Source organism: Microbacterium sp. AB (genome assembly GCF_032878875.1).
Taxonomy (GTDB): Bacteria; Actinomycetota; Actinomycetes; order Actinomycetales; family Microbacteriaceae; genus Microbacterium; species Microbacterium betulae.
In genome coordinates this window covers 243,630-256,074 of the sequence record NZ_CP118157.1, presented here as the reverse complement: position 1 = coordinate 256,074, position 12,445 = coordinate 243,630, and the positions used below count along the sequence as shown (strand labels likewise).

Sequence of the window (12,445 nt, the reverse complement as noted above, 5' to 3'; positions counted from 1 at the left end):
GCGTTCGTATGACGAATCCGACCCCGTCGGCGTCGTGAACCGGGTCGAACTCGTCATACGGGGGTGCCGGGCGAAGGCGCCTCCGCCCGGCTCCTCAGCACGCGCCGCACGCGCTGCGCCATCCGCACGACGCCGCGAGCGGGCGCCCCGATCACGAGCGCCACGGTGCCCGACGCCGTCCGGTCGTGGCGCCCGAGCACGCGCTTGCGCTCCCACGCGTCGCGCAGCCGGCCGCCCCGGCGCGCGAGCGGAGGCGTCACCGGCAGCTCGCCCCGTCTGCGCAGCGAGACGAGCGCCGCGAGCCGCTCGGCCCAGTCGTCCTCCGCCGGGTCGTGCAGGTAGTTGTCGCGCAGCCAGCGCGGGTCGGGGCTGCGGAACTCCCGGCGCGCGACGGCGTCCTCGTCGCCGAAGAGCCCGCTGCCCGCGAACACCGTGTTGACGAGCGGGCCGGAGACGCCGAAGAGGTCGAGCAGGATCACCGGGATCCCGCGCGCGACGGCCTCGACGGCGGCCGTCGAGCTCACCGTGACGAGTCCCTGCGCGCTGTCGAGGGCGCGGGACATGGGCCCCGAGGCGACGACGAGGTTCGGCGGGCGCCCGCTCCGGGCCTCGAGCAGCTCCGCGTACGCATGCCGCTCGGGATGGGTCTCGCGCTCGCCCCTCACGCTCCGCAGCTTCAGGACCACGCGGCGGCTCGGATCCGCCTCCGCGGCGCGGACGAGCAGGTCGACCACCCGCACGCGGTCCGCGCGCTCGCGCGGGACGATCGCCTGCGCGGCGAAGACGAGATCCGTCCCGCCCGGCGCCCGCCGCTCGCCTCCGGCCGCAGCGAACGGCAGGCGCGCCAGGCCGAAGCGCTGCGGCCGCCCCTCGCGCGCCGCGAGCGCCGCGAAGTCCCGCACCTCGCGATGCGAGTGGAGCACGAGCAGGTCGCACTGCACGCGGTAGAGGAGAGCGCGCCGTCCCGCCGGGAACGTGATCCCGGGGATCCCGCCGAAGAGGACGGGGGCGCTCTCCTGCGCCGCGATCCGGCGGGCCAGGACGCGGACGAGCGGACCACGGGCCGCGAGGAGGACGGCATCGGCTCCGAACTCCGCGAGGCTGCCGGGCAGCTCGTCGTAGGAGACACGGCGGACCCGCGCCGGGCGCAGCCCGCTGCCCTCGAGGGCGTCCGCGAGCTGCGCGTCGCTCACCGTGAGCGGCGTCGCGAGCACGAGCAGCCGCGCCTCGGCGCCCGACGCCCCGAGCAGCGCCGCCGCCCACTTGACGTACGAGTCGGAGTCGGCGACGGCGGCGACCCGCAGGGCGGCGGCGCTCGTCACGCGGGGACGCGGCGCAGCTTCGCCAGAGGCGCGAGCTCGCCGGGGAACACCCGCTTGACGCCGTCGCCGAGCGCGGTCTCGACGATCCGGATGTCGCGGACGAGGTGCTCGAGCCCCGCGGGCTCGAGCGACGCGGCGTGGTCGGAGCCCCACATCGTCCTGTCGAGCGTGATGTGGCGCTCGACCGCCACGGCGCCCAGCGCCACGGCGGCCAGCGAGATCTGCAGGCCCCGCTCGTGCCCGGAGTATCCGACGGGCACGCCCGGGTACCGGTCGCGGAGCATCGGGATGACGCGCAGGTTCGCCTCCTCCGGCTCCATCGGGTACGTGGAGGTCGCGTGCAGGAGTACGACGCGATCGGTGCCGAGGGTCTCGAGCGCGCGGTCGATCTGCTCCATCGTCGACATCCCGGTGGACAGGACGACCGGCTTGCCGGTGTCGCGCACGGCCTCGAGCAGCCCCGTGTCCGTGAGGCACGCGGAGGCGATCTTGTGGGCGACGACGCCGAGGTCCTCGAGGAACGCCACGCTCGGCACATCCCACGGCGACGCGAACCAGTCGAGTCCGCGCAGCAGCGCATGGTCGGCGATCTCGACGTAGGCGTCGCGGTCGAGCTCCACGCGACGGCGGTAGTCGAGGTACGTCATCGTGCCCCAGGGCGTCTCGCGGGGCACGTCGCGCATGTGGTCGGGCGTCGCGATCTCCGGCGTGCGCTTCTGGAGCTTCACGGCGTCGGCCCCCGCGTCGGCCGCGACGTCGATCAGGCGCTTGGCGAGCTCGACGTCGCCGTTGTGGTTGAGGCCGATCTCCGCGATGACGTAGGCGGGACGCCCACCGCCCACCACGCGGCCTCCGATCGCGACGGTCATGTCGTCTTCCTTTCCGCTTCCCTGGATCCGAGCCCCGATCGGGACTCGTCACGCCGTGCCCGCAGGACGAGCTCGGCCAGTTCCCGCACCGCTCCGGCTCCGCCGGGACGGTCGAGCACGACGCGGGCGGCGGCCGTCACGAGCGGATGGGCTCCGCGCACCGCCACGGGCCATCCGACGGCCTCCAGGCAGTCGAGGTCGTTGACGTCGTTCCCCAGATAGGCGATCCGCGACAGCGCGACGCCCCGCTCAGCCGTCCATGCCCGGAGAGCGGACGCCTTGTCGTCGAGCCCCTGACGGACGTCGACGCGCAGCTTGCGCGCACGTGCCGCGACGACCCGGTTGCGCTCCGTCGAGAGGATCAGCACCGGGATGCCCGCACGTCTCAGGAGGTCGACGCCCATCCCGTCCGAGCGGCTGACACGCACCTGCTCGCGGCCGTCGGCGTCGACGATCGCCGTGTCGTCGGTGTGCACGCCGTCGAAGTCGGTCACGACGGCGTCGACGTCGATCCCGCCGTCGTCGCGGACCAGCGGCGCGACGGCCCCGGCGAGCTCCAGCTGCTCCGGGGAGTCGATCTCGATCGCGGTGCGCTCCGGCACCTCGACGACGCCGACGCGTCCGAAGAAGCGGTGACGCGCGGCTCGGAACCCGGCGGCGTCCATCGCGTAGAAGGCGCCGGTCTCGAGGAGCTGCGGCGACCTGTCCTGCCGTCGGGGCCGCCGGGCGCTGTCGTGGTTGACCGCCGAGGCGGCTCCCGAGGCGTCGCGCTCCCAGAGGAACCCGTAGGTCGAGACCGCGGACAGGACGGTGTCGAAGACGCCCTCCGCCACGAGCGCGATCGCCTCGTCGAGCAGCGACGGCACGATGAACGGCGACGTCGCCTGCAGGAGGACGACCACGCCGACGTCGACGCCCTCCGACGCGAGCACGTCGCAGACGTGGATGAGCGCGCTCTCGGAGCTCGCCTCGTCTCCGGCGAGCTCCGCGGGCCGCGGCACGGCCCGCGCTCCCCACTCCTCCGCGACGCCCGCGATCTCGGCGTCGTCGGTCGACACCACCACCCGGTCCACGCCGGACGCCTCCTGCGCCGCGACGATCGCACGGGCGACGAGGGGAAGACCTCCCACGCGCCGCAGGTTCTTGCGCGGCACGCCCTTCGACCCGCCGCGGGCGGGGATGACGGCGACGACCTCGCCCATCAGGCGTTCCGCGCCCGGCTCGCCCGGGAACGCACGACGGCGGCGGATCCGTGGAGCACGTGCGAGAGCGTCGTCGTCGTGCTCGAGGGGAGCGTGCGGATCTCGACGGACCCGGGGAGACCGGCCAGCACGAGCTCCGCCGGCATCCCCGTCCGCACGACCCGGACCCCGGGCAGGGCGGCGACGAGCTCGAGCTGGTCGCGCGGCTCACGGCGATGCGGCAGGTAGACGACGGGCTCCGCCGACGCCTGGCCGGCCACCCACGCGATGTATGCGCTCATCGGCAGGCGACCGTCGACGGGGCGGGCGCTGCCGAGCACGATGCGACGGCCGAGATCGGGCCTCGGCCGGGCGGTCGCACGCGTCCACGGGAAGCGGTGCCGCTCGATCCGGACGCCGCGCTCGCCCAGCGCCGCGGCCCGCTCCCCGCCGAGGTCGAACGCCGTGAAGAGCTCGACGTCCCCCGCCAGCGCCCTGCGGAGGACGTGGTCCTCGACGAGCGGCGCGACCCGCGTCGCGAGCCCGCGCTCCGCGACCCCCGGGCGCGCGTACGCCCGGCGCCCGAGCAGGGCGTCGGCGAAGGCGAGCGTGTTCGCCCCGTCGTCGAGGAACGTGATCCGCCGGGGACGCAGCACCGTCGCCGCCAGCCGGAACTGCCCGGAGAACCCGTCGCCGACGAGCCAGTGCCCGTGCCGGGCCAGCAGCCGCCACGGGATGCCGAGGTACGGCGCGCACTCCCCGAACCGCGCTCCGCGCGCGATGAGCTCGTCGGCGGTCTCCGGCATCTGGTCGGTGAGCCGGGCCGCGAGCGAGACCGTCCGATCGTGCGCGGACGCCCACTCGGCCGCTCCGATGAGTTGAAGCGGCGACTCGGCCCATGCGATGACCGGCTGCGATTCCGCCACGGTCCCTCCTCCGCTCGCCAGGGGTGGTCCCCGTGCGGACCAGGCTCGACCGCGGACGTGAACGCGCGGGCAGGAGGAGATGACGAGCCGGTGAGGAGCGGATGAACGGCGGGTCGCTCCGCCCGGCCGTCGGCGGACCGATTCAGGCGACTGGCGAGATCCTTTCGAACCATGACCATCTCGCCGCTGTCACGCGGGGACCATCCGCGAGAGGCTGGTCATGTATTCGATGGGGTCGGCGCTCGCACCGTCGCCTCGTCCGTCATACCTCTCGAACGGGCCTGTCGCACAATGGGCCCGTTCGCCTGTTTCCGGATCAGCGCCGGGCGCTCAGACGCCCTCGCGCCCAGGCGAGCACGACGTCGTCGGCATCGCCTCTGGGCAGCACGCCGTCCTCGAGGAAGCCCGTCGTGGTGTGCGATCGCAGCTCCGCCCGCACGCCCGCGGCATCGCCCGCCTCGACGCGCGTGAGAACGCGCCGGTGACGCTCTGCACGCTCGTGCAGCGTCTCGGACCCCGCCGTCGAACGACGATTGAGCCCCATGAGCAGTCCCAGCGGCTGGACGATGACGCCGAACGCGGCCTCGAGCTGCGCGTGTCCCGCGAGGCCGATGAACGCGCGATGGAAGTCGAGGCCATCCGTGCCCGCCGCCTCCTCGTCCCCGCACTCGGCGTTCCGCTCCATCCGTTCGACCGCCTCGGCGAGCGACGCGAGGCGGGCCGGATCGGCCGACGGCACGCCGAGCCCGATCGCGAAGTCCTCCAGGTGCTCGCGCAGGGTGACGATCTCGTAGGCGTCTCGGAGAGTGAGCGAGACGACGCGGCTGCCGGCGCGCGGCACGGTGACCACGAGGCCGTCGCGCTCGAGGAGACGGAGGGCCTCACGCAGCGCAGCCCTGCTCACGCCGAGCTCATCGGCGATCGCCTGCTCGGAGATGTGCGCCCCCTGCGGGAGGGCGCCCGTGACGATCCGGCGGCGCAGGCCGTCAGCGGCGATCTCGGTGACGCTGCGGGGCCCGCCGACGAGCCGTCCCTCGCGGCGCCCTCGGCGCGATGGCGTCATGCTCCTCCTCAGTCCCTCGACCGCACGGCGCGGTGCGGCACGATGACGGGACGCCCCGTCCGCGGATCCTCGAGGAGAGAGGCGTCGATGCCGAAGACCGTGCGCAGGAGCTCCGGTGTGACGACGCTTCCGGCGGGACCGGCGGCGGCGATCGCACCGCCGTGCACGGCGACGATGTGGTCAGCGTACCGAACGGCGAGTCCGAGGTCGTGCAGCACCATGACGACCGTCATCCCCCGCTCCCGCTGCAGCTCGGCGACGGTCTCGAGCACGTCGAGCTGATGCGCGATGTCGAGATAGGTCGTCGGCTCGTCGAGGAGGAGCACATCGGCCGACTGCGCGAGGGCGAGGGCGACCCAGGCGCGCTGGCGCTGGCCGCCGGAGAGCGTCTCGAGAGGCCGGTCGGCGAGATCCGTCAGTCCCGTCCGCTCGATCGCCTCGTGCACGACGGCCTCATCGGCGGACGACCACTGGTCGTACCAGCGTCGGTACGGGTCGCGTCCGCGCGTGACGAGGTCGACGATCGTGAGGTTGTCCGGCGCGATCGGCGCCTGCGGAAGAAGCGCGACCCGGCGCGCGAAGGCGCGGGCGGGCATCCGGCGCACGTCCTCGCCGTCGAGCGTCACGGCGCCGCGGTGATCCTGGAGCCGTGCCAGGCAGCGCAGCAGCGTGCTCTTGCCGGATCCGTTGGGGCCGACGATCGCGGTCGTCGCACCGGCGGCGATGTCGACGCCGATGTCGTCGAGCACGGTGCGGCCGCCGAGGTCGACGCGGAGACCGTGGGTTCGCAGCGCGCCCGTCATGAGCCGACGCCCTTTCTCTCGCGGACGAGGAGCCAGATGAGGAACGGGGCTCCGACGATGGCGGAGACGGCGCCCGTGGGCAGGAGGAGCGGAGCCGCCACGACGCGTGCGACGATGTCGCTGCCCGTGACCAGCGCAGAGCCCGCGAGCGCCGACGCGGCCAAGGGCGCCCGCGGCGCCCGGCTCGCGAGGCGTGCGAGGTGCGGCGCGACGAGCGCGACGAAGCCGATGGGACCCGCGACCGCCGCGGCGATCGATGCGAGCACGACCGCGGACACGAGCAGTCCCGCCCGGAGCCGCGGGACGCGGTGCCCGAGCGACGCCGCGGTGTCCTCGCCGAGGTGGAGTGCCGAGAGCCGCGCTGAGAGCGGCACGAGGATCACGACGACGAGCGCGAGCGCGCCCGCTGCGAGCCGCACTTCCTCGACGCCCCGCCCGCCGAGCGATCCCATGAGCCATGCGCTCGCGCGTTCGGCGTCGTCGATGCTCGCCTCCACGAGCATCCCGCTCGTGAGCCCGCTGAACAGGGCGGATACGCCGACCCCGATGAGGACGGTCTGCAGCTGCCCTCCGCGTGTGGCGCGCAGGACGACCGCGACGGTCGCCCCTGCGGCCAGTCCGCCGGCGAGCGCCGCGGCCGTGGTCCCGACCCCGTGCAGAAACGAGGAGAAGCCCGTCGCACCGCCCAGGACGATGACCGCGACGGCGCCCGCGGACGCTCCGCCCGTGACGCCGAGCAGATCCGGGCTCGCCAGTCCGTTGCGCGCGGTGGTCTGCACGATGGCTCCCGAGAGGCCGAGCATCGCGCCGACGAGGAGGCCGAGGAGAACGCGAGGGAGGCGCAGCCTCGTCACGACGAGCGTCTCCTGCGCGTCGCCCTCGCCGAGAAGCGTCAAGACGATGCGATCCGGTGGGACGAGGTAGTCGCCGACGCCGAACGAGACGCCGGCGAGAGCCGCGACGACGACGACGGAGACGATCACCGTGACGACCGTGCGGCGGGGCGTCCTCGCCGACGCTGGTCCGACGCGCCAGACGAGGACGGCGCCGCTCATGACGCCCTCCGGAACAGCCGGATGACGACGAGGAGGAAGAGCGGGCCGCCCAGGACGGCCAGCACCACTCCGACGGGCAGTTCGGCCGGCGAGACGACGACACGTGCCACGACATCCGCCGCGAGGACGAGCGCACCGCCGATCAGCGCGGACAGCGGGATGAGCGAGCGATGCCCCGTCCCGACGAGCCCGCGCGCGATGTGCGGCGAGGCCAGTCCGACGAAGCCGAGCGATCCGACCAGTGCGGTCGCGCCGCCCGCGAGGAGCGTGACGCTCGCCAGCCCCCAGAGCCGCGTGCGGAGCAGGCTCCGACCGAGCGACCGGGCGATGTCGTCGCCGAGCGCGAGGGCGTCGAGCGCGCGCGTCTGCAGCGCCGCCACGAGCGCGCCCGCCGTCAGCGCAGGCACGACGATCGGCAGGAGATCCCCTGTCCGACCGCCGGAGAGGGAGCCGACCGTCCAGAACCGGTAGACGTCGAGGGTCGACGCGTCGAGCAGGAGGATCACACCCGTCACCGCGCTCAGCAGAGCCGACACGGTGGCGCCGGCGAGCACGAGGGAGGCGGGAGACACGTCGCGTCTCCGGCTCGCGGCCGCGCCCAGAGCCGTCACGAGCGCCGTGGCCGCCGCGGCCCCCGCGAAGGCGAACCACAGGTATCCCGCAGGCGTCGTCAGTCCGAAGACCGAGATGGCGACGACGACGGCGAGCGCCGCCCCCGAGGTCACTCCCAGCAGCCCCGGGTCGGCGAGCGGGTTGCGGGTGTGCCCCTGGATGACGACGCCCGCGACGGCGAGCGCCGCACCGCCCAGGAGCCCCACGATCGTGCGCGGGATGCGCTGTCCCCCGACGATGGCCTCGGCCTCGGCACCGGCGTCGCCGACGAGTGAGAGGAGGACCGTCCCCGCGGAGAGGCCGCGCGATCCGACGAGCACGCTGAGCGCCATGAGCGCGACGAGGACGACGGCCGCCGCCGCGATGGCGCGCACGCTGCGGCGTCGGCGCCCGGTCGAGTCCTCGGCTCGCGGCAGGGCGGCGCGCATACGGCTCAGAAGGTCGCGAGCAGCTGCTCGACGACGTCGAGCGCATGCTCGGCCGTGAGCGCGGCGCCCTCGTGCGTCTGCTTGTCGGAGCGCACCGCATGGCCCTCCTGCACCGCGGGGAGCTGCTGGTACAGCGGGTCTGCCTGCAGCTGCTCCCACGTCTGCGGGTCGTTCACGAGAGCGACGATCGCGTCGGCGTCGCCGAAGCCCTGGAGCAGCTGCTCGAGGCTGTACTCGCCGTCGCCACCGTCGATGACGTCCGCGAACGCGGCGGACGGCGTCGCCCCGACATCGCGCAGGACGAGCGAGAGGAGACGGTTGGGTCGCGCCTCGGCGCTCTCGCCGTTGTAGCTCATGGGCGCGAAGGCGTGGTCGGCGAGGACGTCCGCGTACTCCGCCGAGATCGTCTCGACGCGCTCCTCGTACCCCGCGATGAGCTCCTCCGCGCGCTCCTCCGTGCCCGTCGCCTCCGCGACGAGGCGGAGATCGTCCTGCCACGTGCTCGTGTCCTGGTCGCCGATGGCGAGGACGGGCGCGATCGCCGTCAGCTCCTCGAGGAGGGGCTGGACGTCGTCGACGCGGCTCACGATGAGGTCCGGGGCGACCGTGGCGATCGCCTCGACGTTGACCTCGTCGGCGAGGAAGAGCTCCTCCGCGCCGTTCTGCCGCGCGTCCTCGAGGGCGTCGGCGAGGGGGGACTCGAGATCGAGGGCGCCCTGCTCCTCATAGGGGTAGCCCGAGAGCGGCAGGCCGAGCGACAGCACGATGTCGAGGTCGCGGCGCCCCTCGATCACGACGACCGAGTCGATGTCGGCGGGGACGACGACCTCGCCGAGCACGGTGTCGACGGTGCGACCGTCGACCGCCGGCCGCTCGGGCACGGAGGCCGAGCAGCCGGCGAGGGGGACGAGGACGATGAGGGGGACGAGAGCCAGGGATGCCGCGCGCGAGTTCACGCTTATTAGCTTACCCTAACCCAGTCGACCGGACCGGGTCGGGCGGGGATCAGACGAACCGCGGCTCGCCGACGTCCGACAGCTCGGGGTCGAGGTCCCACTTCTCGAGGTACTCCTTCAGCGTGCCGTCCTCGTGGATGGTCTGGAGGTAGTCGTCGAAGGCGGCCACGAGCGCCTCGCTCTCGTGCGAGAAGGGGAGCCCGGTCTGGGCGGGCAGGACCGACTGGCGGACGCGGTCGTCCGGCTCGAGGGAGGAGATCGTCGCACCGCCGTAGACGACGGCGGCGGAGGCCACGTCGAAGGCCGCGTCGATGCGCCCGGCGGAGAGGTCCTCCGCCAGGAGCGTGGGCTCCGGGTAGGTGTTGACCCTTCCGGGGAACAGGGCCTCGAGCTCGTCCACGAAGTTGTACCCCTGGACGACTCCCACCGTCAGCCCGTCCAGGTCGTCGAAGGTCTCGTAGGCCTCGGGCGCGGCGACGATGAGGCCGTCGAGATACATCGGATAGCTCAGCGCGACGACCTCGCTGCGCTCCTCGGTGCGGTACCAGCCGCCCAGCGAGGTGTCCACGCGCCCCTGCTGCACGGCCGTGACCGCGGCGGTCGCGCCGACGTCCACGGGCTCGACCGTGAGGCACTCGAGGGCCGCGAAGCCGTTGACGATGTCGGCGTCGAGCCCCTCGTAGCCGTCTTCGCCGGTGGGGGTGACGAGCGGCGGCATGTCGGAGATGCCGATCGTGAGAGTGCCCTCGGCGATCGTGGGCAGGTCGGCGTGGGCGGGCGTGCAGTCGTCGGCGACCGCGTCGGCGGTCGTGTCCTCGCTCGCGCACCCGGCGAGGGCGACTCCGAGCGAGAGGACGACGAACGGGGCTGTGGCGGTGAGGCGCTTGTTCATGCGGATCGTTCTCCTGATGTGTGCGAGGGGATGGGGACGGAGGCCAGGGGCGTCAGCGGGCGCGCACGACCGGCAGCGCGGTCGTCGAGGGGACGATCGACCTGCGCGATCTGCGCCCCCGGCGCCGCCGGCCGCCCGCAGACGATCCGGCGGCGATGCGCTGGGAGAGGAAGCTGAGGGGGATCGTGACGACGAGGTAGAGCAGACCGGCCAGCGCGAGCGCCGACAGATACTGGAACGTCTGCGTGCCGGTGCTGTAGGCGCGCGAGAGCAGCTCGGGGAGCGCGATCTGGTAGGCGAGCGCGGTGGCCTGGAACATCTGGATCGCGAGGCCGATGAGGGAGGGCAGCGCCACCGCGAGCCCCTGCGGCACGATGACGTCCCACATCGTGAAGAACCCGTTCATCCCGAGGGCGCGCGCGGCCTCCCGCTCGCCCGACGGCACCGACTCGAAGCCCGCCCGGAAGAGCTCGCTCGAGTACGCGGCGGTCGTCAGGCCGATGCCGACGACGGCGGCCGCGAAGCTGGTGAGGGTGAGGCCGAACTCGGTGAGGCCGTAGTACACGAGATAGAGGAACACGAGCGCGGGGATGCCGCGACCGACCTCGACGATCGTCACGCATGCCGCGCGCACGGACCGCGTCCGCACCGACGACCCGATGCCCAGCAGCGCGCCGAGCGGGAGACCCACGACGAGGGCCAGGATCGTGACGCCGAGGGCCGTCCAGAGACCCTCCAGCATCGACGGCAGCCAGCTCAGCCAGTCCTCGACGAACATCTCAGGCCACCTTCTTCCGGAGGGCGGTGTACACCGCCCGGCCGAGCAGGCCGATCGGGAGCGAGATCGCGAGGTAGAGCGCGGCGACGACGAGGAAGGGCAGGATCGGGTCGCCCGTCGCCCGCATGGCGCGGCTGGCGGCGAACACGATGTCCGCCACGCCGATGATCGACACGATCGAGGTGTCCTTCAGCAGGCCGACGGCGTAGGCGACGACGCCCGGGACGGCCACCCGGAACAGCTGCGGGGCGACGACGTCGGCGAACGCGCGGGTCCGGCTCAGGCCGAGGGCGGCCGCGGCCTCGAACTGACCCGCCTTCACGGAGAGGTACCCGCCGCGGTAGACCTCGGCGATGTACGCCGCGGAGATCAGCGAGAAGGCGAGGACGGCGGCCGGCATCGGGTCGAACCGGAACGAGCCGATCTCGACGCCGAAGAACACGATGAACACCCACACGACCGGGGGCACGCCGCGGACGACCTCGATGAGGGCGCGGGTCGCGCCCGAGAGCAGCCGGTTGCGGGAGACCCTCCCCAGCAGGAGGGGCACGGCCGCGACCGCGCCGATCACGAGCGACGAGAGGGAGACCAGCAGCGTCGTCCCCAGCGCGGCGGGCAGCGCCTCGAAGAACGCGATCACCGGCGCACCACCGCCCCGAGGAACCGCCGCGTCCGGTCCTCCTTCGGGTTCGCGATCACCTCGGCGGGGTCGCCCTCCTCCAGGATGCCGCCGTCCGCCATCACGACGAGGCGGTCGCCGACCTTCCGCGCGAACTCGATCTCGTGCGTGACGACCATCATCGTCATGCCCGACTCCGCGAGCTCCTGCATCACGGCGAGCACCTCGAGGCCGATCTCCGGGTCCAGCGCCGAGGTCGGCTCGTCGAAGAGCATCACCTCCGGGTCGAGTGCGAGCGCCCGTGCGATGGCGATGCGCTGCTGCTGTCCGCCGGAGAGCCGCCGGGGGTGCTCGTCGTACTTCGCGGCGAGGCCCACCCTGTCGATCAGCTGCCGGGAGCGTTCGTCCGCCTCCTCCTTCGACCGTCCCAGCACGCGGCGCTGCGCGAGCGAGACGTTCTCCAGCACGGTCTTGTGCGGGAAGAGGTTGAACGACTGGAACACCATCCCCGCGACCCGGCGGAGCTCCTCCAGCTGCCTGTCCGTGTGCCGCCCGCCGGCGTCGAGGACGTGCTCGCCGACCCGGACGGTGCCGGAGTCGGGGACCTCCAGAAGGTTCACGCAGCGGAGGAAGGTGCTCTTCCCCGCACCCGACGGGCCGATGATCGACACCACCTCGCCCTGCCGGACGTGAAGGGTGACGTCGTCCAGGACGACGTTCTCGCCATACGTCTTCCGGATCCGGTCGAGTGCGACTTTGGGGATGTCCGTGTCGCTGCTGGCGCCGAATGCTTCCGGTGACGGGGTCATGAGTTTCCTCTGCTGATTCCTCGGATCGTGACGTAGACGATCCTGACCCCGGAATGTTTCGTCTCGATTTCCCGCCGATTGCACGATGGCGCGATTTCCGCTTTTCCGGCAAAGCCCGTCGGATATCGCTCG

General features: G+C 73.1%; 13 protein-coding genes. All 13 read right to left on the bottom strand.

The window, feature by feature from the left end; translation table 11 throughout:
* Positions 1 to 53: 53 nt before the first annotated feature.
* The gene (locus tag N8K70_RS01215; RefSeq protein WP_317139791.1) at positions 54 to 1,322 is read right to left on the bottom strand and encodes a DUF6716 putative glycosyltransferase; all 1,269 of its coding nucleotides are present in this window, start codon (positions 1,320 to 1,322) and stop codon (positions 54 to 56) included.
* Entirely contained in the window at positions 1,319 to 2,191 is an 873-nt protein-coding gene (locus N8K70_RS01210; protein WP_317139790.1) for an N-acetylneuraminate synthase family protein, read from the bottom strand. The genes N8K70_RS01215 and N8K70_RS01210 overlap by 4 nt, the downstream gene beginning before the upstream one ends.
* Complete coding sequence (locus tag N8K70_RS01205) at positions 2,188 to 3,393, bottom strand: acylneuraminate cytidylyltransferase (RefSeq protein ID WP_317139789.1); 1,206 nt, start codon at positions 3,391 to 3,393, stop codon at positions 2,188 to 2,190. The genes N8K70_RS01210 and N8K70_RS01205 overlap by 4 nt, the downstream gene beginning before the upstream one ends.
* Positions 3,393 to 4,298, bottom strand: a complete 906-nt coding sequence (locus tag N8K70_RS01200) for a hypothetical protein (protein ID WP_317139788.1) — start codon at positions 4,296 to 4,298, stop codon at positions 3,393 to 3,395. Before N8K70_RS01200 ends, N8K70_RS01205 begins: the two co-directional genes overlap by 1 nt.
* Before the next feature lie 316 nt (positions 4,299 to 4,614).
* Positions 4,615 to 5,361, bottom strand: a complete 747-nt coding sequence (locus N8K70_RS01195; protein ID WP_317139787.1) for a GntR family transcriptional regulator — start codon at positions 5,359 to 5,361, stop codon at positions 4,615 to 4,617.
* A gap of 8 nt (positions 5,362 to 5,369) precedes the next feature.
* On the bottom strand, positions 5,370 to 6,164 hold the full coding sequence (locus N8K70_RS01190; protein WP_317139786.1) for an ABC transporter ATP-binding protein: 795 nt from the start codon (positions 6,162 to 6,164) through the stop codon (positions 5,370 to 5,372).
* Positions 6,161 to 7,219, bottom strand: a complete 1,059-nt coding sequence (locus N8K70_RS01185) for a FecCD family ABC transporter permease (protein ID WP_317139785.1) — start codon at positions 7,217 to 7,219, stop codon at positions 6,161 to 6,163. The genes N8K70_RS01190 and N8K70_RS01185 overlap by 4 nt, the downstream gene beginning before the upstream one ends.
* A complete protein-coding gene (locus N8K70_RS01180) occupies positions 7,216 to 8,259 on the bottom strand; it encodes a FecCD family ABC transporter permease (protein ID WP_317139784.1) in 1,044 nt (347 codons plus the stop codon). Before N8K70_RS01180 ends, N8K70_RS01185 begins: the two co-directional genes overlap by 4 nt.
* Before the next feature lie 5 nt (positions 8,260 to 8,264).
* The gene (locus tag N8K70_RS01175; protein WP_317139783.1) at positions 8,265 to 9,215 is read right to left on the bottom strand and encodes an ABC transporter substrate-binding protein; all 951 of its coding nucleotides are present in this window, start codon (positions 9,213 to 9,215) and stop codon (positions 8,265 to 8,267) included.
* Positions 9,216 to 9,264: 49 nt separating this feature from the next.
* Positions 9,265 to 10,107, bottom strand: coding sequence for a substrate-binding periplasmic protein (locus N8K70_RS01170; RefSeq protein WP_317139782.1), 843 nt, complete (start codon positions 10,105 to 10,107; stop codon positions 9,265 to 9,267).
* 52 nt (positions 10,108 to 10,159) lie between these two features.
* Positions 10,160 to 10,885: an amino acid ABC transporter permease gene (locus N8K70_RS01165; protein WP_317139781.1), complete on the bottom strand. Its 726-nt coding sequence runs from the start codon at positions 10,883 to 10,885 to the stop codon at positions 10,160 to 10,162.
* Between the two features lies 1 nt (position 10,886).
* The gene (locus tag N8K70_RS01160) at positions 10,887 to 11,525 is read right to left on the bottom strand and encodes an amino acid ABC transporter permease (protein ID WP_317139780.1); all 639 of its coding nucleotides are present in this window, start codon (positions 11,523 to 11,525) and stop codon (positions 10,887 to 10,889) included.
* Positions 11,522 to 12,313 carry an amino acid ABC transporter ATP-binding protein gene (locus N8K70_RS01155; protein WP_317139779.1) on the bottom strand — a complete coding sequence of 264 codons (792 nt, stop codon included), beginning with the start codon at positions 12,311 to 12,313 and terminating at the stop codon, positions 11,522 to 11,524. The genes N8K70_RS01160 and N8K70_RS01155 overlap by 4 nt, the downstream gene beginning before the upstream one ends.
* Positions 12,314 to 12,445 lie beyond the last annotated feature (132 nt).

Bases quoted from the DNA above. Each gene is read 5' to 3' on its own strand.
- N8K70_RS01210 (WP_317139790.1), bottom strand. From the start codon at position 2,191: ATGACCGTCGCGATCGGAGGCCGCGTGGTGGGCGGTGGGCGTCCCGCC.
- N8K70_RS01205 (WP_317139789.1), bottom strand. From the start codon at position 3,393: ATGGGCGAGGTCGTCGCCGTCATCCCCGCCCGCGGCGGGTCGAAGGGC.
- N8K70_RS01195 (WP_317139787.1), bottom strand. From the start codon at position 5,361: ATGACGCCATCGCGCCGAGGGCGCCGCGAGGGACGGCTCGTCGGCGGG.
- N8K70_RS01190 (WP_317139786.1), bottom strand. From the start codon at position 6,164: ATGACGGGCGCGCTGCGAACCCACGGTCTCCGCGTCGACCTCGGCGGC.
- N8K70_RS01185 (WP_317139785.1), bottom strand. From the start codon at position 7,219: ATGAGCGGCGCCGTCCTCGTCTGGCGCGTCGGACCAGCGTCGGCGAGG.
- N8K70_RS01180 (WP_317139784.1), bottom strand. From the start codon at position 8,259: ATGCGCGCCGCCCTGCCGCGAGCCGAGGACTCGACCGGGCGCCGACGC.
- N8K70_RS01170 (WP_317139782.1), bottom strand. From the start codon at position 10,107: ATGAACAAGCGCCTCACCGCCACAGCCCCGTTCGTCGTCCTCTCGCTC.
- N8K70_RS01165 (WP_317139781.1), bottom strand. From the start codon at position 10,885: ATGTTCGTCGAGGACTGGCTGAGCTGGCTGCCGTCGATGCTGGAGGGT.
- N8K70_RS01155 (WP_317139779.1), bottom strand. From the start codon at position 12,313: ATGACCCCGTCACCGGAAGCATTCGGCGCCAGCAGCGACACGGACATC.